This is a genomic window from Pseudidiomarina woesei, from assembly GCF_001418345.1.
GTDB lineage: Bacteria > Pseudomonadota > Gammaproteobacteria > Enterobacterales > Alteromonadaceae > Pseudidiomarina > Pseudidiomarina woesei.
The window spans coordinates 576,426-597,513 of the sequence record NZ_LIPW01000001.1; the positions used below are offsets into that span (position 1 = coordinate 576,426).

Annotated in this window: 21 protein-coding genes and 2 tRNA genes; 6 read left to right on the forward strand and 17 right to left on the reverse strand. The window is 47.7% G+C overall.

The annotated features are described in order from the left end of the window. The first annotated feature begins 14 nt into the window (after positions 1-14). The 5 genes from ASC40_RS02940 to ASC40_RS02960 all read left to right on the forward strand — a co-directional run bounded on the left by ASC40_RS02940 (position 15) and on the right by ASC40_RS02960 (position 3,596). Complete coding sequence (locus ASC40_RS02940) at positions 15-1,181, forward strand: D-alanyl-D-alanine carboxypeptidase family protein (protein WP_055438263.1); 1,167 nt, start codon at positions 15-17, stop codon at positions 1,179-1,181. A gap of 108 nt (positions 1,182-1,289) precedes the next feature. Beyond that, positions 1,290-1,556 (forward strand): DUF493 family protein YbeD, encoded by a 267-nt coding sequence (ybeD, locus tag ASC40_RS02945; protein WP_055438264.1) that lies wholly within the window; start codon positions 1,290-1,292, stop codon positions 1,554-1,556. Then, positions 1,546-2,211 (forward strand): lipoyl(octanoyl) transferase LipB, encoded by a 666-nt coding sequence (gene lipB, locus ASC40_RS02950; RefSeq protein WP_055438265.1) that lies wholly within the window; start codon positions 1,546-1,548, stop codon positions 2,209-2,211. Before ybeD ends, lipB begins: the two co-directional genes overlap by 11 nt. Continuing rightward, a complete protein-coding gene (gene lipA, locus ASC40_RS02955; protein WP_055438266.1) occupies positions 2,195-3,160 on the forward strand; it encodes a lipoyl synthase in 966 nt (321 codons plus the stop codon). The genes lipB and lipA overlap by 17 nt, the downstream gene beginning before the upstream one ends. Positions 3,161-3,182: 22 nt before the next feature. After that, the gene (locus ASC40_RS02960) at positions 3,183-3,596 is read left to right on the forward strand and encodes an MAPEG family protein (protein WP_055438267.1); all 414 of its coding nucleotides are present in this window, start codon (positions 3,183-3,185) and stop codon (positions 3,594-3,596) included. Here ASC40_RS02960 and ASC40_RS02965 read toward each other — a convergent pair. The 17 genes from ASC40_RS02965 to rlmE all read right to left on the reverse strand — a co-directional run bounded on the left by ASC40_RS02965 (position 3,593) and on the right by rlmE (position 20,701). Further along, entirely contained in the window at positions 3,593-4,465 is an 873-nt protein-coding gene (locus ASC40_RS02965; RefSeq protein ID WP_055438268.1) for a hypothetical protein, read from the reverse strand. The genes ASC40_RS02960 and ASC40_RS02965 overlap by 4 nt on opposite strands. Positions 4,466-4,481: 16 nt before the next feature. After that, positions 4,482-5,381, reverse strand: coding sequence for a lipoprotein NlpI (nlpI, locus tag ASC40_RS02970; RefSeq protein WP_055438269.1), 900 nt, complete (start codon positions 5,379-5,381; stop codon positions 4,482-4,484). Positions 5,382-5,493: 112 nt separating this feature from the next. Next, positions 5,494-7,647, reverse strand: a complete 2,154-nt coding sequence (gene pnp, locus ASC40_RS02975) for a polyribonucleotide nucleotidyltransferase (protein ID WP_055438270.1) — start codon at positions 7,645-7,647, stop codon at positions 5,494-5,496. Between the two features lie 177 nt (positions 7,648-7,824). Beyond that, positions 7,825-8,094 carry a 30S ribosomal protein S15 gene (gene rpsO / locus ASC40_RS02980; RefSeq protein ID WP_055438271.1) on the reverse strand — a complete coding sequence of 90 codons (270 nt, stop codon included), beginning with the start codon at positions 8,092-8,094 and terminating at the stop codon, positions 7,825-7,827. 122 nt (positions 8,095-8,216) lie between these two features. Next, positions 8,217-9,170: a tRNA pseudouridine(55) synthase TruB gene (truB, locus tag ASC40_RS02985; protein ID WP_055438272.1), complete on the reverse strand. Its 954-nt coding sequence runs from the start codon at positions 9,168-9,170 to the stop codon at positions 8,217-8,219. Continuing rightward, the gene (gene rbfA, locus ASC40_RS02990) at positions 9,170-9,589 is read right to left on the reverse strand and encodes a 30S ribosome-binding factor RbfA (protein WP_055438273.1); all 420 of its coding nucleotides are present in this window, start codon (positions 9,587-9,589) and stop codon (positions 9,170-9,172) included. Before rbfA ends, truB begins: the two co-directional genes overlap by 1 nt. A 6-nt stretch (positions 9,590-9,595) precedes the next feature. Further along, positions 9,596-12,268 carry a translation initiation factor IF-2 gene (gene infB, locus ASC40_RS02995; RefSeq protein ID WP_055438274.1) on the reverse strand — a complete coding sequence of 891 codons (2,673 nt, stop codon included), beginning with the start codon at positions 12,266-12,268 and terminating at the stop codon, positions 9,596-9,598. Positions 12,269-12,291: 23 nt separating this feature from the next. Next, on the reverse strand, positions 12,292-13,791 hold the full coding sequence (gene nusA, locus ASC40_RS03000; protein WP_055438275.1) for a transcription termination factor NusA: 1,500 nt from the start codon (positions 13,789-13,791) through the stop codon (positions 12,292-12,294). A 24-nt stretch (positions 13,792-13,815) separates the two neighbouring features. Beyond that, positions 13,816-14,274 (reverse strand): ribosome maturation factor RimP, encoded by a 459-nt coding sequence (rimP, locus tag ASC40_RS03005; RefSeq protein ID WP_055438276.1) that lies wholly within the window; start codon positions 14,272-14,274, stop codon positions 13,816-13,818. A gap of 160 nt (positions 14,275-14,434) precedes the next feature. Next, positions 14,435-14,511 (reverse strand) — tRNA-Met (locus ASC40_RS03010). 66 nt (positions 14,512-14,577) lie between these two features. Beyond that, a tRNA-Leu gene (locus ASC40_RS03015) sits at positions 14,578-14,662 on the reverse strand. Positions 14,663-14,670: 8 nt separating this feature from the next. Continuing rightward, positions 14,671-14,997: a preprotein translocase subunit SecG gene (gene secG, locus ASC40_RS03020; protein ID WP_055438277.1), complete on the reverse strand. Its 327-nt coding sequence runs from the start codon at positions 14,995-14,997 to the stop codon at positions 14,671-14,673. 3 nt (positions 14,998-15,000) lie between these two features. After that, positions 15,001-15,762 (reverse strand): triose-phosphate isomerase, encoded by a 762-nt coding sequence (gene tpiA / locus ASC40_RS03025; RefSeq protein WP_055438278.1) that lies wholly within the window; start codon positions 15,760-15,762, stop codon positions 15,001-15,003. A 101-nt stretch (positions 15,763-15,863) separates the two neighbouring features. Next, positions 15,864-17,204: a phosphoglucosamine mutase gene (gene glmM, locus ASC40_RS03030; protein ID WP_055438279.1), complete on the reverse strand. Its 1,341-nt coding sequence runs from the start codon at positions 17,202-17,204 to the stop codon at positions 15,864-15,866. Further along, entirely contained in the window at positions 17,201-18,019 is an 819-nt protein-coding gene (folP, locus tag ASC40_RS03035; protein ID WP_055438280.1) for a dihydropteroate synthase, read from the reverse strand. Before folP ends, glmM begins: the two co-directional genes overlap by 4 nt. 87 nt (positions 18,020-18,106) lie before the next feature. Beyond that, the gene (ftsH, locus tag ASC40_RS03040) at positions 18,107-20,029 is read right to left on the reverse strand and encodes an ATP-dependent zinc metalloprotease FtsH (RefSeq protein ID WP_281175466.1); all 1,923 of its coding nucleotides are present in this window, start codon (positions 20,027-20,029) and stop codon (positions 18,107-18,109) included. A gap of 45 nt (positions 20,030-20,074) precedes the next feature. After that, entirely contained in the window at positions 20,075-20,701 is a 627-nt protein-coding gene (rlmE, locus tag ASC40_RS03045) for a 23S rRNA (uridine(2552)-2'-O)-methyltransferase RlmE (protein WP_055438282.1), read from the reverse strand. An 80-nt stretch (positions 20,702-20,781) separates the two neighbouring features. On the opposite strand from rlmE, the gene yhbY reads away from it, so the two are divergent. After that, positions 20,782-21,087 carry a ribosome assembly RNA-binding protein YhbY gene (gene yhbY, locus ASC40_RS03050; protein ID WP_055438283.1) on the forward strand — a complete coding sequence of 102 codons (306 nt, stop codon included), beginning with the start codon at positions 20,782-20,784 and terminating at the stop codon, positions 21,085-21,087. Position 21,088 lies beyond the last annotated feature (1 nt).

Consider the following 21,088-nt stretch of genomic DNA (forward strand, 5'->3'; position numbering starts at 1 on the left):
AGAGAATAAGTATCATGCGTCGTATACTGAGTCTTTTTGTTCGCACTATTGCCTTTTCCGCTGCCGCTTTTACCGCAGTTGCTCAGGCAAATATTGTTCCACCAGCACCAACCATTAACGCCAAGGGTTATATTTTAATCGACTACAAAACCGGTCACGTCATTACTGCCGGCAATGAAGACGAAGCGTTAGCGCCTGCTAGTCTGACCAAAATGATGACCAGTTATATTATCGGCCGTGAAATGCAAGCCGGTCGCATTAGCAACAGCGACATGGTCACAATTAGTGAAAACGCTTGGGCAAAGAATTTCCCTGAGTCTTCTAAAATGTTTATTGAAGTCGGCAAAGAGGTTTCTGTCGCTGACTTGAACATGGGTATTGTGGTGTCTTCAGGTAACGATGCCTGTGTTGCCATGGCTGAGCATATTGCTGGTAGCGAAGGCGCTTTTGCAGACCTAATGAACACCTATGCTGCTGAGCTTGGTATGAGTAACTCTAGTTTTGCCAACAGCCATGGTCTTCCAGATCCTGACCAATATAGTTCGCCGCGTGACATGGCAACCTTAGCCCGGGCGTTAATTCGTGATGTGCCTGAAGAATATGCACTGTATGCAGAAAAATCGTTCACCTTTAATAATATCAAACAGTACAACCGTAACTCACTGCTGTGGGATCGCAGCATGAATGTTGACGGCATTAAAACCGGGCACACTGAAGAGGCGGGTTACAGCCTCGTGTCGTCTGCAACCGAAGGCGATACGCGTTTGATTGCTGTCGTTATGGGCACATCAAGCGAGCAAGCACGCAAAGTTGAAAGTAAGAAGTTATTAAATTATGGCTTCCGCTATTATGAAACCGTGACTGCCTATCAAGCCGGTGAAAGCTTCGTTGATCATCGTATTTGGGGTGGCGAACAAGACACCGTTGCCTTGGGCGTGACTGAACCTGTGGTCATTACCTTGCCAAAAGGTCAGCGTAGCAATTTAAAAGCGAATTTTGAACTTAGCCAAACTCTAGAAGCCCCAATCGCTAAGGGTACTCAAGTTGGTACGGTTTACCTGCAGCTTGACGGTAAAGATATCGCCAGCTATCCATTAGTCACATTAAATAGTGTTGAACAAGGCGGCGTTTTCAAACGCTTTATGGACTGGGCAAAACAAAAATTTAGTAGCGAGTCCTAACATAACAGTTGTGATATAATCGTCGGCATTCGATCACGGGTTCTTATGCAACACTGTCATGAGAACCCGTTAGGCGCCTCGTTAGAGACCTTTTTCAGGAGTAAAAGCATGCAAAAAACACGCTTTGATGAACTGGTCGAGTTCCCATGCCACTTTACCTTTAAAGTTATGGGTGTAGCGACCCCAGAATTGCCAGACTCAGTCGTTGCTGTTGCACAACAACACGCTCCTGGCGATTATTCACCAACCGTGAAGCCAAGTAGTAAAGGCAATTACCACTCGGTATCAATTCAAATTCAGGTGACCAGCCAAGCGCATATTGAAACTTTGTATCGGGCATTATCCGACATCGAAGAAGTTCGCTATGTCCTCTAAGTTGATCATTCGGCATCTTGGCCGCCAACCTTACGAACCGGTATGGGCGGCCATGCAAAACTTTACCGATAACCGTGATGAGCACACCACCGATGAGCTATGGGTGCTAGAACATGACCCGGTATTTACTCAAGGCCAAGCTGGCAAAGAAGAACATATTCTTGCGCCAGGCGATATTCCTATCGTAAAAGTTGATCGCGGTGGGCAAGTCACCTACCACGGCCCCGGCCAACTCGTGGTATACTTTCTGCTCGATATTCGCCGCCAAAAAATGGGCGTACGCCAACTAGTCAATGCCATTGAAGACACTATCGTCGCAATGATGGCAGACTATGGCGTTGAAGCTGCAGCTCGCCCTGATGCACCAGGTGTATACGTCAACGGAAGTAAACTTTGTTCGCTTGGTTTACGTATCCGAAAAGGCTGTTCGTTTCACGGTTTAGCCTTGAATGTCGATATGGATCTGTCGCCATTTCTGCGCATCAATCCATGCGGTTATGCCGGCATGCAAATGGTGCAATGCAGCGATCTTAATGGTCCGCCTAGCGTCAACGAAGCGGCACAGCAGGTAACTCAAATATTTGCCAAATTATTGGGTTACGAACACACGACCGAAGAAACAGGATTCGCAAAAGATTATGTCCAAGCCAGTTAGAGTTGAACCTGGAGTTAAACTACGCGACGCCGACAAAATGGCGTTAATTCCAGTCAAGATTGTCCCAACTGAACGTGACCAGATGCTGCGTAAGCCAGAATGGCTGAAAGTTAAACTACCAGCATCAACCCAACGTATCGACGAAATTAAGCAGGCTATGCGTAAGCACGGGTTGCATTCGGTTTGTGAAGAAGCGTCATGCCCGAACCTAGCTGAATGCTTTAACCACGGTACGGCCACCTTTATGATTTTAGGTGCTATTTGTACGCGTCGCTGTCCGTTCTGTGATGTCGCACATGGCCGTCCGTTGCCAGTTGACCCCGAAGAAGCCGTGAAGCTTGGTGCAACTATTCGTGACATGAAAGTAAAATACGTAGTTGTTACTTCGGTTGACCGCGATGACTTACGTGACGGCGGTGCTCAACACTTTGCCGATTGCATTCGCGAAATTCGTGCACAAAGTCCAGGTATTCAAGTTGAGGTATTAGTCCCAGATTTTCGTGGTCGCATGGAAGTTGCTCTGGCCATTTTGTCGGACGAAGCACCCGATGTATTCAATCATAACTTAGAAACAGTGCCTCGCATGTACAAAGCAGCTCGCCCTGGCGCAAACTATCAGTGGTCACTCGACCTATTGAAACGTTACAAAGAAGAACGCCCAGATGTACGCACTAAGTCAGGCTTAATGGTCGGCTTAGGCGAAACTAACGAAGAAATTTTGGAAGTTATGCGTGACTTACGTGCTCACAATGTCGACATGTTAACCATTGGTCAATATTTACAGCCGAGTCGTCATCACCTTCCGGTGACACGCTATGTCACGCCTGCAGAATTTGACATGTTCCGCGAAGAAGGTGAAAAAATGGGCTTTACGCACATTGCTTCAGGGCCTTTAGTTCGTTCTTCATACCATGCCGACATGCAAGCTGCCGGTAAAGAAGTTAAATAACATAACAAACGAGGCTGAGCACATGAGCACGTTAATTTGGTGTTTACTAATTGCAGGGGTACTACCCATTGCCGCCAAAGCCCCTGTGGTTTATTTTCAAAACCGCGACAAGGGCTATGACAATCGCCACCCTCGTGCTCAGCAACAACGTCTCACCGGTGCCGGCGCTCGCGCAGTGGCCGGCCACTACAACGCGTACGAAGCTTTTAGTTTGTTTGCCGCGGCAATTTTATTGATTATTGCAACTAACCAAATTACCGAGTTGAATCAAATATTAGCGGTGAGTTTCATTGTCTTGCGCGTTATCTACCATGTTTTTTATCTGGCAAACTGGGACAAGCTGAGAAGCTTAGCCTGGTTGTTTGCTTTTTTGTGTCCAGTATTAATGATCGCTCAAACGGCCATCGCCCTTTCCGGCAATGGAGCGGCCCATTAATGAGCCCGCTCTAACATTTCAAGGTACACGGCTGGCCATTCTGTTACGTCAAAATACTGCATCGGCGTAAAACGATTAACGGGGCGCCATGCATAATGGCTAGTTGCTTCACAGGTTTTCGCAGCAAATAGTCCCACCTGATAACTTGCCCCGTTTACGTTAGCAGAGCCTAATTTCCAGTTACCATCAGCTTGTTTGCTTGCTAAATAGCGCCAATTTTCGACAGCGTGACGCCAAGGTAAACGCCGCCATAGAGCAATGAGTTCTGATTCGTTCATGATATTTTTCTCGGTTACCACAACGTTCAAACTCGCATGGTCATAGCGACCTGAACAAAACGATTCGGCAAGCTCTAGCGGCATTGCATATTCGTCCGCGAAACCTAGCCAGTGCGCAACTTCATGCGCAAATAACTCAAGTGACGCCGACACTGGCAACACAACGCGCTGGGTATCATTAAAAGCAATGCCGTAATGACTTGGTACAAAGATAATCTCGCGAACACCTTTATTCTGCTTTCTTCCGGTAAGGTGGCAGTCTGCACGACCTCGCGAACCTTGATGCGCACAGCTAAGTTGCTCGACATCAAAGGCATCAACATTGAAACAATTCATATAAGCAGCAAGTGGGTGACGGTGCCAAGCGCTGAGCTTGGCTAATAACTGCTGTTGATATTGTTTTGGCAAAAATACTTGGGTTGCTTGCACCACTCCACACTGTTGCCGCGGTAAAGTAATAGTTGTGTGCCATATTGGCGGCGCATAAAAGCGAGTTTTAGCTCCCCCCGAGAACGCTGCTTCCGCACTACTTGCTTGCCCACTAAAGCTTGCTAACAGACAAATACTTGGTAATACAAGCCATCGCAACATGCCTAATCACAACCGTTTAGTTTGTATCCGACTCACGAGCTAACGCTTGCTCGGTACGTTCTAATTCGACATTGGCAAAACGATGCTCGACAAACAAGTGAACGTTAGTATTCATCGCCATACGGAAATAAACCGCCGCTGCTTTGAAGTCACCTTCAAGCTGCTTCTGTTTGCCTAAATAAAAATAAGTCTCGCACATACGCTCCACTAAGGTTTCATCCTCAGCGAGGTCTTGCACCGCAAGTTTTGTCAGAAAAGTCTGCTCTGACACCACGCCAAGCAACAAATCTATGAGCTTCCAGCCCCATGCCTCATTACCATGCTGAACGCGACGTTGTGCCAACGCTAGACGTGCTGCTTCCGCGTCGTGTTCTACTTCGGCCAAATACAGCCAAAGCGTTCTATATGGGTCCCCTGGCTGTAATTGCATGTGCCCGTGCAAATCGTCAATAGCGTACTTAATGCTACCATCGTAATAGGCATTAATACCGCGGCTTAAACGTGCATACTCATGCTCAGGCTCAAGCTCCAACACCGCGTCATAAAGCTCATACGCGTACGCAAATTCGCCAATGGCTGTGTACTGAATCGCTAAGTGATAATAGGCTCCCGTTAAACGCGGATTGTATTCAATAGCATGGTTCATATCAATGCGAGCTAGAGTCGTTAAACCCAATGCATCGTATAGTGAGCCTCGGCGATACAACAACTCAGCATAACTTTTATCTTCAAGTTCCATTTGGCTGGTTAGTATTTCGTTCAGCTTGGCAATTTCCAGTTGATATCGCGAATCTGGCGCCTGTGGCGTCACTACCAACAAATTATTAAGAACGGAGTTATCTTTGCTTGTTTGTGTTGTCGCACATGCCGATAGTGACACTGCAATTATAATCGCCACCGCGAACCGAAGATTCATGAACACTACCTTGTTGTTTACAATATGCCTACATCATACCGCACAATCGCCAGAAAAACGAAAGCCGCAATCAGTTTCCTGACCGCGGCTTTATTAAAAAGCTGTAAAACGCTTAGCTGTTTGCTTCGTCGTCAGTGTTACCTTCGACAGCTTTCTCTGCTTCAGCCGGCGCAGCTTCAGCTGGCTTTTCAGCTGCATCTTTCATGCTTAGACGCACGCGGCCTTGGCGGTCAATTTCGAGTACTTTAACGGGTACTACATCACCAACCTTCAAGTATTCGTTCACATCGTTCACACGCTCTTCAGCAATTTGTGAAATATGCACTAAGCCGTCTTTACCTGGCAAAATAGTTACAAACGCACCGAAATCAACAATACGCGCTACTTTACCTTGATAAATACGACCCACTTCAACTTCAGCTGTTAGCTCTTCAATACGCGCAATTGCGGCATCTGCTGACTCTTGGTCAGTGGCAGCGATGCGCACTGTACCGTCATCGTTAATTTCGATGTTGGTATTGGTGCTTTCAGTAAGCTCACGAATAACCGCGCCACCTTTACCAATTACGTCACGAATCTTGTCAGGGTTGATTTTGATAGTGGTGTAACGTGGTGCGTAGTTAGACAATTCGGTGCGGGCACCGCCTAAGGCGTCGTCCATCACTTTCAAAATGTGCAAACGCGCTGCTTTTGCTTGGGCCAAAGCAATTTCCATAATTTCACGCGTAATACCGTCAATTTTAATGTCCATCTGCAAAGCAGTAACACCATCAACGCTACCCGCTACTTTAAAGTCCATGTCGCCTAAGTGATCTTCGTCACCCAAAATGTCAGAAAGTACAACAAACTTGTCGCCTTCTTTCACCAAGCCCATAGCAATACCGGCTACTGATGATTTAATAGGTACACCAGCGTCCATTAACGCTAATGACGCACCACAGACTGAAGCCATTGAGCTTGAGCCGTTTGATTCAGTAATTTCAGAAACCACACGAATGGTGTACGGGAATTCGTCTTGTGAAGGCATAACCGCCTGCACGCCACGCTTCGCCAAACGACCGTGACCAATTTCACGACGCTTTGGTGAACCAACCATGCCGGTTTCACCCACACAGTAAGGAGGGAAGTTGTAATGCAGCATAAAGCGGCTGTCGGTACGACCAGCTAAGTCGTCGATCATTTGCGCGTCACGCTCAGTACCCAAAGTTGCGGTAACCAATGCTTGGGTTTCGCCACGTGTAAACACAGCAGAGCCGTGGGTACGAGGTAATACACCAGTGGCCATGTGTAATGCACGAACCATGTCTGGTTCACGACCATCAATACGTTTTTCACCAGCAATAATACGGCTACGAACCACTTTACTTTCTAATGAATGGAACAAGTCGCCAATTTCTTTGGCATCCAGCGTTTCGTCTTCAGCAAGTAACTTCTCGGTCACTTCTGCTTTCAATGCAGCAACTTGCTCATAACGCTTGGCTTTTTCAGTAATGCGGTACGCATCGCCAATACCTTGCTCAGCTAATGCTTTGATTTTATTTAACAAGTCGTCATTAGTGGCTGGTGCTTGCCAATCCCACTTCTCTTTACCAGCTTCTGCAGCGAATTCATTAATTGCGTTGATCACAGTTTGCATTTGCTCATGGCCATATACCACAGCACCAAGCATAGCGTCTTCTGATAACAGCTGTGCTTCTGACTCAACCATGAGTACCGCGCTTGAAGTACCAGCAACAACCAAATCAAGTTTAGATTCCGCAAGTTCATCTAACGTTGGGTTTAAAACGTACTCGTCGTTCAACACACCAACACGCGCCGCACCAATTGGGCCAGCAAATGGCGTACCAGAAATAGCTAATGCCGCTGAAGTACCAATTAAGGCAACGATATCAGGGTTAATTTGTGGATTCACAGAAACCACAGTTGCAATAACTTGTACTTCGTTGTTGAACCCTTCTGGGAATAACGGACGAATTGGACGATCGATTAAACGTGAGGTTAAGGTTTCGTTCTCTGAAGGACGCCCTTCACGCTTGAAGAAACCACCAGGAATTTTACCTGCAGCGTAAGTACGTTCTTGGTAGTTCACTGTTAATGGGAAGAAATCTTGGCCTTCTTTGGCTTCTTTTTTGGCAACAACGGTTACTAAAACCGTGGTGTCATCCATACTAGCAAGTACTGCTGCTGTTGCTTGGCGCGCCATCGCACCTGTTTCTAATGTGACTGTATGTTGTCCATACTGAAATTTCTTAGTAATCGGATTCACGTTATATTTTCCTTTGTATTTCTCTTTAAATTCTAAAGCGCTATTAGCTACTAGATATTAGATACTCACCAAACGCCGGCTCTTTTTTCTAATATCTAATATCTAATATCCAATATCGCCTTAGCTTTCCATTAAACAAAAAAGGGGCCACAACAGGCCCCTTTGCTCGAACAGTGCTTAGCGACGTAAACCGAGTCGCTCAATCAGAGTTGCATAACGCTGATTGTCTTTACGCTTTAAGTAGTCCAACAATTTACGACGTTGGCTAACCATACGTAACAGACCACGACGTGAGTGGTGATCTTTTGCGTGTTCTTTAAAGTGGCTTTGCAGCTCGTTAATGTTTGCAGTTAACAAAGCAACTTGAACCTCTGGAGAACCAGTGTCGTTTTCGCCCTGACCGTATTCTTTAACGATTTCCGCTTTTTGTGCCGCAGTTAGTGACATATCTTACTCCTGATTGTTTAAAGATGCCGGTGCCAATCACTAATTCAGCACCAACGAAATCGCTGTGGATTATACGCGCCAAAGCGCTTAAACGCAACGCTAGCTTAGTAAAAATGGATTGACTAGTTGGCGTCGCTTAAGTTCACCACACGCTTTGGCGCTAGCTGCCCATCACGCCATACGCCAATACCTAAAAACTCTTGGTCATGCTCGCGCAACACCCGTATTGGGTGCTCAGGGTTATGCTCGCCAAGTTCTGTACGTACTGGGTTGCCGCTTAAAAACCGTGCCACATCGGTACCCGTAATAGCTACCGAGGGCATTTGACGCACCACGCTATCGTTGGCTTGCAGTAACGCATCCATGGCGGCGTAATCGTTATTTTCAGGGTCGGTTTGCGCGGCTACAGCGGTCAGCTCTTCTAGCGTTAACATAGGCCCTTCAACGCCTTCAATCCAAGTGCGATGCAGTTTTTCAACATAGGCGCCACAGCCCAAATATTGCCCCATGTCGTCAATTAACGTACGAATATAGGTGCCTTTGGAGCAAGTAACTTCCAGCGTTAATTGATGTTCACGCCAGTCAATAAACGCAATGTGACGAATAACAATAGTGCGCGTTTTACGAGGTACTTCAATACCTTGTCGAGCGTACCAATATAACGGTCGGCCTTCATGTTTGAGGGCCGAAAACATCGATGGCGACTGCTCTTGCTCACCGCTAAAGTGGGCGATAGCTTGCGTAATTTTCTCGCGCGTGACTTGGCTTAGTTGCTCGTTCGTGCAGCGCTCAACCACCTCGCCTTCGGCGTCACTGGTGGTGGTTCGCGCACCTAGTTGCGCGACTACTTGGTAGGTTTTATCTGCCTCGAGGGCGAAGTGCGATACTTTTGTCGCTTCACCAAAACACAGTGGTAACAGCCCCGTCGCCAAAGGATCAAGCGCACCAGTATGGCCGGCCTTGTTGGCATTAAAAAAACGCCGCACTGTTTGAAGTGCGGCGTTTGAGGTGATATCACTGGGCTTGTTCAACAAAATCACGCCGCTCACGTTGCGACCCGACTTACGACGTCCCATTAATCGTCTCCGTTGCTTTCCTGCTTATCGGTATTTGGCTCGTTATTAGCACCGCCGCGTTGGGTGTCACGACGAATCGCTTCATCTACTAGGCGTGACATACGAATACCTTCGTTCAAGCTTGGGTCATGCACAAACCGGAGCTCCGGCATAATGCGCGCCCGCACACGTTTACCCAATAGTGACCGAATAAAGCCTGCAGCATCGTTCAATACTTTCAACGCAGTTTTTATGTACTCGTCATCGTCATTAAAGAAAGTCACAAACACTCTGGCATAAGCCAGGTCGCGCGACACTTCAATGTCAGACACAGTCACCATCGACACACGAGGGTCTTTAATTTCACGTTGCAGTATCATCGCAATTTCGCGCTGATACTGCTGACCCACACGGTCGGTACGGCTAAAATCTTTGGCCATATTGGATTATAAGCTCCGTTCTACTTGAACTGTTTCAAATACTTCGATTTGGTCGCCAACTTTTACGTCGTTGTAGTTCTTCACACCAATACCACATTCCATGCCGTTACGAACTTCTTGTACGTCGTCTTTAAAGCGGCGTAGTGAATCTAGCTCGCCTTCAAAGATAACCACGTTGTCTCGTAACACACGAATAGGTGCTGAACGTTTCACCACGCCTTCGGTAACCATACAGCCAGCAATGGCGCCAATCTTCGGCGACTTAAATACGTCACGTACTTCAGCCAAACCAATGATCTGCTGCTTAAACTCAGGCGCTAACATACCGCCCATGGCTGCTTTGACTTCGTCAATCAAGTCATAAATAACGCTGTAGTAACGTAAATCAACAGCGTCTTGCTCAATCAAACGTTTTGCTGAAGCATCAGCACGAACGTTAAAGCCAACCACGATAGCGTTTGAGGCGCTTGCTAACGACGCGTCAGTTTCGGTAATACCACCAACGCCGCTACCAATAATGTTCACTTTCACTTCGTCAGTTGAAAGCTTCATTAATGAGTCAGAAATAGCTTCCAAAGAACCCTGTACGTCTGATTTCAATACAATGTTGAGCTCTTGAACGTCACCTTCTTGCATGTTCGCAAACATGTTTTCCAGCTTCGCTTTTTGCTGCTTGGCTAACTTCACTTCACGGTATTTACCCTGACGATAGTTCGCTACTTCACGTGCTTTACGCTCATCTTTAACGGCAGTTGCTTCGTCACCCGCTTGTGGTACGCCTGACAAACCAAGAATTTCGACCGGAATAGACGGACCTGCTTCTTTGATTTCTTTACCGTTTTCATCGCGCATTGCACGAATACGACCGTACTCAAGGCCGCACAATACGATATCGCCTTGGCGCAATGTGCCTTCTTGAACCAAAATAGAAGCCACAGGGCCACGACCTTTGTCCAAGCGCGACTCAATCACAATACCTTTAGCCATACCGCTAGCATTCGCTTTCAAATCAAGTACTTCTGCTTGCAACAAAATCGACTCAAGCAATTGCTCAATACCGTCACCGCTGTGTGCAGAAACCGGTACAAACATAACATCACCGCCCCACTCTTCTGGGATAACGTCGCGTTGTGCAAGTTCATTCTTAACGCGGTCTGGGTCAGCTTCTGGCTTATCCATTTTGTTAATCGCAACCACCACTGGCACACCAGCCGCTTTCGCGTGCTGAATCGCCTCAAGTGTTTGTGGCATCACACCATCGTCGGCTGCAACCACCAAAATAACAATATCTGTTGCGCTAGCACCACGTGCACGCATTGACGTAAACGCCGCGTGGCCCGGGGTATCAAGGAAGGTAATCATGCCTTGACCGGTTTCAACGTGGTAAGCACCAATATGCTGGGTAATACCACCCGCTTCGCCTTTGGCTACTTTCGCTTTACGAATGTAGTCCAACAACGAGGTTTTACCGTGGTCAACGTGACCCATAACGGTAACAACCGGTGCCCGCGATACTTGGTTTTGGTTTGCCGCTTCATCACGGTCTGCCAAAATTTCTTGTTCTAGCGCGTTTTCGCTGACGAGCACAACTTTGTGGCCCATTTCTTCAACCACTAACGATGCAGTTTCTTGGTCAAGTACTTGGTTGATCGTGACCATTTCACCCATTTTCATCATGGTTTTGATCACTTCACCGGCTTTCACCGCCATACGGTTCGCTAGCTCGCCAACAGTAATGGTTTCGCCCAATTTAACCTCACGCTCAACTGGGGCTGCTGGCTTATTAAAGCCATGCTGCAACGTAGAACGCTTCGAACCTTTACGACGTTTCTCACGACGCGGTGCTTCATCGCGCTCATCGTCTTTACCGCGACGCTTAGTTTTATTACGGCGAGCACGACGTTCTTCACCTTCATCTTGCTCATCTTCTGCTGCTTGTGCAGTTTGTGAGGTCGTGAAGTGAACTTCTTCTTGCTCAGCTTGCTTACGCTTGGCTTCTTCTTCTTGCCAACGTGCTTCGTTTTCTTCTGCTAGCTTGCGTGCTTCTTCAGCTTGACGCGCGGCTTCAGCTTCAGCTTTCTTGCGGGCTTCTTCTTCCTGAGCTTTGCGCAACTTCTCTGCTTCAGCTTTCGCTTCGTCAGCTTTTTTACGCTCTTCAGGTGTCATTGCCGCACGTTTTTCGGCTTCTGCTTTGGCCTTCGCTTTCTCTTTTTCTTTACGAGCCGCTTCTTGCTTCGCTTTTTCTTCAGCCGCTTTAGCATCCGCTTTGGCTTTCGCTTCAGCAGCTGCTTTTGCTTCTTCTTCCTGACGCTTCGCTTGCGCCGCTAAACGTTCTTGTTCAGCTTTTTCTTGCTCAGCTTTTTGCTGCTCTTCAAGCGCAGAACGTTTCACATAGGTGCGTTTTTTGCGAACTTCTACCTGCACTGACTTGCTGCGACCAGGGCCACCGCCAATGCTCAAGGTGCTTTTCTCTTTACGCTTTAACGTCATTTTGGCTGGCTCACTAGGGCCATTACCACCATGTGACTTGTTCAAATGCGTTAACAGGGCTTGCTTTTCATCTTCAGTCACTCGGTCGCCTGGCTGCTTTTTCATGCCTGCTTCCGCAAACTGTTGCACCAAACGATCAACTGTCGTACCGACGTCGTTAGCTAGTTTATCCAGCGTTACTTCTTCCATAGTCTCTAGTACCCCCGTTGATCTTATTCTTCATTACCAAACCAGCAGATGTTACGCGCTTGCATAATCAGCTCGCCTGCTCGTTCTTCGGTTAATTCGTCAATATCGGCTAGGTCGTCGATGCCTTGTTCAGCAAGGTCTTCCAAAGTGATAATGCCACGACTTGCAAACACATAAGCTAAGTGACGGTCTAACCCTTCTAGGTTGAGTAACGTCGCGTCAGGCTCTGCGCTTTCAAGAGACTCTTCCGTGGCAAGTGCTTGAGTGGTCAAGACCCCTTTCGCACGACTACGTAATTCTTCAACAATATCTTCGTCCATGCCTTCAATATCGAGTAACTCGTCTACTGGCACGTACGCAATTTCTTCTAAAGTTGAGAAGCCTTCGTCAACTAATACGCTCGCGAAATCTTCATCAATGCCAAGCTTCGTGGTAAACAAGTCGAGCACTTTTTGTGCTTCAGCTTGGTTTTTCTCGTTAAACTCGTCCACTGACATGACATTTAACTGCCAACCCGTTAATTGACTGGCTAAGCGCACGTTCTGGCCAGCTTTACCGATAGCCTGTGCTAAATTGCCTTCTTCTACCGCGATATCCATGGTGTGGGCATCTTCGTCAACCACAATGGAAGCAACTTCAGCCGGGGCCATGGCATTAATCACGAATTGCGCTGGGTTATCATCCCACAACACGATATCAACACGCTCACCACCTAACTCGCCCGATACCGCTTGAACGCGCGCACCGCGCATACCAACACAAGCGCCTACAGGGTCAATGCGACGGTCGTTACTCTTCACAGCAATTTTCGCACGTGAACCTGGGTCACGCGCGGCGCCACGAATTTCGATCATCTCTTCGCCAATTTCTGGCACTTCAATGCGGAATAATTCCACCAAGAAGTCTGGGTGAGTACGGCTGATGAACAACTGTGCACCGCGTGCTTCAGGGCGCACATCGAACAACAAACCACGCACACGGTCACCAGCACGGAATGATTCGCGCGGTAACAGGTCTTCACGGTAAATAATGGCTTCGGCGTTGTTGCCCAAGTCAAGAATAACGTGCTCACGGGTGGCGCGCTTCACAATACCGCTCACCAACTCACCTACTTGGTCTTTATATTCGTCAACCACTTTGGCACGCTCAGCTTCACGTACTTTTTGTACAATAACTTGCTTCGCCGTTTGCGTGGTAATACGGTCAAATTCAATAGAGTCAATTTGCTCTTCAACGTAGTCGCCAGCTTGCACGCTGTCATCTTCGTACTGCGCTGCTGCTAAGCTAATTTCGCGGTACGGGTGCTCAAGCGGCTGCTCACTATCGTCAACCACTAACCAACGACGGAAGGTATCAAAATCACCGGTTTGGCGGTTAATGCTAACGCGAACGTCAATATCGCCTTCGTATTTCTTTTTGGTTGCATGTGCAAGCGCAGACTCAAGCGCTTCAAAGATTTTTTCTTTTGAAACGTCTTTTTCGTTAGATACTGCTTCTGCAACCAATAAAATTTCTTTTGCCATTGTTTTGCCTCGCCTACGCAATCCTTAGTTAAACTGAGGAACTAAATGAGCTTTCTTGATAGATGATTGCGCGACTTTGAGCGCTTCACCATCGACGTTAAATTCAATGCTATCGCCGTCTACTGCAGCAATAACGCCTTTAAACTTGCGCTTACCTTGCTGGGCCATGGTCAGCTCAACGGCTGCCGTTTCGCCTACATAGTCAGCATACTGTGCAGCTTTAAAAAATGGCCGTTCCATTCCTGGTGACGATACTTCAAGGAAATATTCGCTTTTAATTGGGTCTTCAACATCCAAAATAGCGCTAACCTGGTGGCTAACATCAGCACAATCGTCAACACTTATACCATTGTCGTGATCAATATAAACACGCAAGGTTGAGTGTTTGCCAGCGCGCACGAACTCAACGCCCCATAGGGAAAAATCAAGTGCGGCAACAGCCGGTTCTAACAGGTCAAATAAACGGTCTTCAATACGAGCCAAGTTTGCTAACTCCTAAAAACAAAAAAAGGGCGTAATCGCCCAGTGTTGTTGACTGCCCTCTCAGTTGTACGCTGGTGCGTAAAACTGCCGCAGCAAAGGTCACATAGTAAAAAGCCCCGAACTGCTGCGGGGCTTTTAAAACACTGGACCCTTTTGTAATTGGTTGCGGGGGCAGGATTTGAACCTACGACCTTCGGGTTATGAGCCCGACGAGCTACCAGACTGCTCCACCCCGCGTCCGAAAACGTGTCCACATTATACGGGTTTCGACTTGAAACCGCAACCGTGGTTGGTTGCTAAATTTGGTGCGGATGGCGGGACTTGAACCCGCACGCCCGAAAGCACTACCCCCTCAAGATAGCGTGTCTACCAATTCCACCACATCCGCTTTAAAACTTAGTTTGACCCAGGTACGTCGCTGTCATTAGCGGGTACTGTAGGAACTTCTTCCACCGGCACTTCAATTTCATCAAAGTTACCTTTGCTGTCACCGTTTCCTGATGACAAATTGCCCAAGACTAAACTCAGCACGAAAAACACGACGGCCAAGATAGCTGTGGTACGGGTTAGGAAGTTGCCTGAACCACTTGAACCAAAAACTGTGTTTGATGCACCAGCACCAAACGAGGCGCCCATATCGGCACCTTTACCTTGTTGGATCATAATAAAACCAATAAGGATAAGTGCGATAATTAAGTAGGCAATCAATAAAATTTCGTACATAGCTTACTTACTCCGGGTTTGTGCTGCGTTGCAAATGGCGACGAACTGCTCAGGCACCAGGCTTGCTCCGCCTATCAAACCACCATCAATATCTGCCTGAGCAAATAACTGCTCGGCGTTATCAGCCTTCACACTGCCACCATACAATACTTGTAGGTTGGCGCCTGCAGGCCCAAATTTGTCACTTAACCAGTTACGAATAAACGCATGAACTGCTTGCGCTTGTTCTGGCGACGCCGTTAACCCTGTACCGATGGCCCAAACTGGCTCATATGCGATAACTAGGTTGCTGCACTGTTCAACATGCTGCAGCGCATCGTGTAACTGTTGAGCAACCACATCGAATGTTTGCTCTTGCTCTCGCTGCTCTGCGCTTTCGCCAACACAAAGTACCACAGTCATGGCGTTAGCTCGTAATGCATTCACTTTGGCTGCAATACGCTCTGCGGTGTCGCCATAAAACTGGCGGCGTTCGGAATGGCCAACTAATGCCACACTAACACCTGCTTCTTGCACTAGTGCAACGCTATGCTCACCTGTGTGCGCGCCATTTGCGTGCTCGTTAATGTCTTGACAACCTAGCTTCAAATTGTCGTAAAACGCGGCTTGCTGCCATGCTGGTAATAACACCGTTGGCGGACAAACCACAACATCAACTTGTGGGTGCTTCGCAGCGCTTTCTCGCAAAGCTTCGGCCATGCTCGCGACCAAGTGACGGTCGCCGTTCATTTTCCAGTTAGCTATAACTAACGGTTGGCGTTGCATCTGAACCTCTGACTTCGTTGAGAGCGGCGAGATATTACATAACCTCGCCGCAAGTTACAAGCTGTCGAGATGGAATTTATTACTGAAAATCAGCTTACTGGTTAATTACTAACCGCTTCCACTTCGCTAGCAATTTCTTCGGCAAATTTTTGTACCACTTTCGCATCTTTACCTTCAACCATGACGCGAATTAATGGCTCGGTGCCCGACTTACGTAATAGCACACGACCGTTGTTACCTAATGCTTGTTCAACTTCTGCAACAACAGCTTTCACGTTTTCTGCTTCAAGCGGATTATCGCCAGCATGAAAACGCACGTTTACCAAAGCTTGGGGGTACTTCACAAACTGCGCTAATAGTTCATCTAAACTACGCTCTTCACGCTGCATTGCGGTAAGCACTTGCAAACCGGCAATAATGCCGTCGCCGGTACTATGGAACTGTCGGTTAATTAAATGGCCTGAGTTCTCACCGCCAATTCGCCAGTCGCGTTTCACCAGTTCTTCCATCACGTAGCGGTCACCTACTTTTGCTCGCACAAATGGAATACGACGTTCAGTGAAGTATTTCTCTAGCGCAAAGTTACTCATTAACGTGCCGACAATACCACCTTGCAATAAGCCGTCTTGCTGGGCTGCACGCGCTAGAATATAAATAACGTCGTCACCATCCACAACACGCCCGCTTGCCGTAACCATCATTAAACGGTCACCGTCGCCATCAAGCGCAAAACCAAGGTCTGCTTTTTCAGCCAAAACTTTTGCACGTAACGCATCAAGATGGGTCGCACCGCATTCGTGATTAATGTTAACGCCGTTAGGCTCAGTGCCCATTTCCCATATATCAGCACCTAGTTCACGCAGCACATCTGGGGCAATGTGGTAGGTTGCACCATGGGCACAGTCCACCACAATTTTCATGCCCTTTAACGACAGGTCACTTGGGAAAACGCTTTTGCAAAATTCAATGTAACGCCCTGGTGCGTCATCAATGCGGCTTGCTCGCCCCATGTTTTCAGACGGTACACAACGAATCGGTTCATCGAGCAGGCGTTCAATTTCAGCTTCAACGCTATCTGATAATTTACTGCCAACATCTGAGAAAAACTTAATGCCGTTGTCGTAATAAGGATTATGCGAAGCACTAATAACAATGCCAGCAGCGGCGCGAAAATTGCGCGTTAAATACGCCACTGCAGGGGTTGGCATAGGCCCTAAAAACTCCACGCTAACGCCCGCCGAAAGCAAGCCAGCTTCCAACGCTGACTCAAGCATATAGCCTGATAAACGGGTGTCTTTACCAATTAATACACGTTGGTTGCCGCTGGCAGACAATACCGTGCCCGCCGCCCAACCGAGTTTAACTGCGAAATCTGGTGTAATTGGAAAATCACCGACACGTCCACGAACGCCATCGGTGCCAAAATATTTACGCTGACTCAAGCGAATTCTCCCGCCAAGGTTGCTGCCACTATTTTCATGGCATCAACCGTTTCCTTGACATCATGCACACGAATAATCTGTGCCCCTTTCATTGCGGCAATCGTTGCCGCGGCAATACTACCGGCTAGGCGCTCGTCAACTGTGCGGTCAGTTACCTGCCCTAACATTGATTTACGAGACATACCCACAAGTAAAGGTAATTGCAGCTCATGAAACGCCTGCAAACGTTGTAGCAGCTGGTAATTATGCCTGACAGACTTACCAAATCCAAAGCCTGGATCGAGATAAATGTTTGTTTTTTGTATGCCAGCGCCTTCACAGGCTCGCACACGGCTTGCTAAAAACTGTTTGACTTCAACCACCACGTCATCATAACGAGGTTCATGTTGCATGGTACGCGGTTCGCCTTGCATGTGCATTAAACAAACTTTAACGTCGCTAGCTTGGGCTAACAAAGCTTCGGCACCGTCATCGCGCAACGCATTAATATCGTTAATCATTTGTACTTTATATTTCAACGCTTCGGCCATCACAGCAGTTTTACAGGTATCTACCGAAACGGGAACGTCAAAGTTTGCGCGTAGCTGCTCAACTAAAGGTATAACTCTGTCTATTTCTTCTTGCGCCGATACGCCGGCGCTACCGGGGCGAGTTGACTCACCGCCCACGTCTAGCCAATGCACGCCGTCATTAACCATTTGCTCTGCTTGGCGCAAGGCCGCGTCCATTTGGTTAAAACGTCCGCCATCCGAAAACGAATCTGGGGTCGTGTTGATTATCCCCATCACCTCAATGTTTGCGCGAGAATCTGTCATATTGAGCGTTCCAATAAATGTGATCTTGGCTTGTTGTGTTTTTTCATTAAAAAAAAGCCCCGCAGAACGGGGCTTGTTTTTACATGCTTAACTTGCCGGCGAATCGCCAGCTGGTTTGGCCGAAGACACTGATTGTTCGCCTTCGGCGTTATTGTTGTCATCGCCAGGTTTTTTATCGCGGCGTTGCCAATCACGCGGTTCACGCACATCACGACGATTCATTAAATCGTCAATTTGGTCGGCATCGATGGTTTCGTACTTCATCAATGCGTCTTTCATGGTGTGCAAAATGTCCACGTTCTCTTCCAAGATGCGCTTAGCACGATCGTAGTTGCGATCAATAAACAGCTTTATTTCTTGGTCAATAGCCCGTGCTGTTTCGTCCGACATATGCTTGTGCTGGGTTACTGAACGGCCCAAGAACACTTCACCTTCGTCATCAGCGTACAACAACGGCCCCATTTTTTCCGACAAGCCCCATTGGGTCACCATTTTGCGAGCAATTTGTGTCGCCCGTTCAATATCGTTTGACGCACCGGTGGTTACTTTTTCGTCGCCGTAAATAATTTGCTCGGCAATACGGCCACCAAATAAGCTTGAAATCATGCTTTCAAGATGTTGCTTAGAGTGACTTACGCGATCTTGTTCCGGCAAATACATGGTCACACCTAAAGCGCGCCCTCGCGGAATAATCGACACCTTGTATACCGGGTCATGCTCCGGTACCAAGCGACCAACAATCGCATGCCCCGCTTCATGATAAGCCGTCATGGCTTTTTCATCTTCGGTCATCACCATTGAGCGGCGTTCAGCACCCATCATGATTTTGTCTTTGGCTTTCTCAAACTCTTCCATCGCCACAACTTTCTTATTGCCACGTGCGGCAAACAGCGCAGCTTCGTTAACTAAGTTGGCTAAGTCAGCGCCCGAAAAGCCCGGCGTACCACGCGCTATGACAGATGCATCAACATCTTTACCTAATGGCACTTTGCGCATGTGTACTTTTAGAATTTGCTCACGACCACGTACATCCGGCAAACCGACAACCACTTGACGGTCGAAACGGCCCGGACGCAGCAATGCTGGGTCAAGTACGTCTGGACGGTTGGTTGCGGCAATAACGATAATACCTTCGTTGCCTTCAAAGCCGTCCATTTCGACCAACATTTGGTTCAGGGTTTGCTCACGCTCATCGTGACCACCACCTAAGCCTGCGCCACGTTGGCGGCCTACAGCGTCAATTTCGTCTATGAAGATAATACACGGCGCTGCTTTTTTGGCTTGCTCGAACATGTCACGAACACGTGAGGCGCCAACACCGACAAACATTTCCACAAAGTCTGAACCAGAAATTGAAAAGAACGGTACCCGCGCTTCGCCGGCAATGGCTTTGGCTAGCAAAGTTTTACCCGTACCTGGCGGGCCCACCATCAACACGCCCTTAGGAATTTTGCCGCCAAGGTGTTGAAAGCGAGTTGGGTCTTTCAAGTAATCAACGAGCTCGGTCACTTCTTCTTTTGCTTCGTCACAACCGGCAACGTCAGCAAACGTCGTTTTAATTTGGTCTTCGCTCATCAGGCGCGCTTTGCTCTTACCGAACGACATGGCGCCCTTACCACCGCCGCCTTGCATTTGTCGCATGAAGAAAATCCATACGCCAATCAACAACAGCATTGGGAACCACGAAATAAAAATCGAGGCCCAAATACTTGGCTCTTCTGGTGGCTTACCGGTTACTTCAACGTTGTTTTCCAACAAGTCGTCCAGCAGTTTAGGATCGTACTGGGTTGGAATAATTGTCGTAAATTGCTCACCGGTGCGCGACTGCGCGGTGATCACACGGCCGTCAATATCAGCCTTACGCACACCACCATTGTGTACTTGGCTAATAAATTGGCTATACGCCACCTGTTGACCACTACCGCCGCCCTGACTGAAATTGTTAAACACAGTCATTAATACAACGGCAATCACCAACCATAAAATGAGATTCTTTGCCATATCGCTCAAAGCTGACTACCTCTTGTTTGCATTTGTAGCACGCCCTACAGGGTACTACAGTTTGTATCCGGTCGCTACCAGATACACCTCACGTGAACGCGCACGTGACGAGTCTGGTTTGCGCGTTTTCACCGTGGTGAACGCTGCACGTACATCTTTTAAAAATTCTTCAAAGCCTTGCCCATGAAACACTTTGACGACAAAACTGCCGTTTGGTTTCAATACCTGGTGACACATATCGAGTGCCAATTCAACCAGATACATGGCTCGCGGTTGATCCACATTGTCGTTACCGCTCATGTTTGGGGCCATGTCGGACAACACTACATCTACGTTTTTACCGCCAATTCGGGTCAATAACGCGTCTAGAACCGCTTCATCACGAAAGTCGCCTTCTAAGAAATCGACCCCAGCGATTGGGTCCATCGGTAAAATATCACAAGCGATGACTTCGCAGTTACCCTGCAAGTTGTCGACCACAAATTGTGACCATCCACCTGGCGCTGCGCCTAAGTCGACGACCGTTTGCCCCTGCTTTAATATGCGGTCTTTTAATTGAATTTCTTCTATTTTGAACACCGCGCGTGAGCGATAGCCCTTTTTCTGCGCTTTTTGCACATAATGGTCACTAAAGTGTTCTTGGAGCCAGCGTTTACTGCTAGCCGAGCGTTTTTTCGTCATGATTCTCTTACCAAACTGGCTTATTCCACCTAGATGGCGGTACAATATCGCAAATTCAAGTCATTGATGGGATATATTACATGGCAAACGCCGTAACCTTAAGCAATAAACAAAAACAGCACTTAAAATCACTCGCTCATTCGCTAAAACCAGTTGTTCTATTGGGTGCAAATGGTTTAACGGAAGGGGTCATGGCAGAAATTGAGCTCGCACTAGAGCATCATGAACTCATTAAAGTGAAAGTGCCCGGTGAAGAGCGCGAACTTCGTGAGCAAATTTATGCCACAATTTTGGCTCACACCCAAGCCACAAAAGTGCAAGTTGTCGGTAAAATTTTAACCTTATACAAACCAAGCAACGCGCAGAAAATTCAGCTTCCGCGCTAAG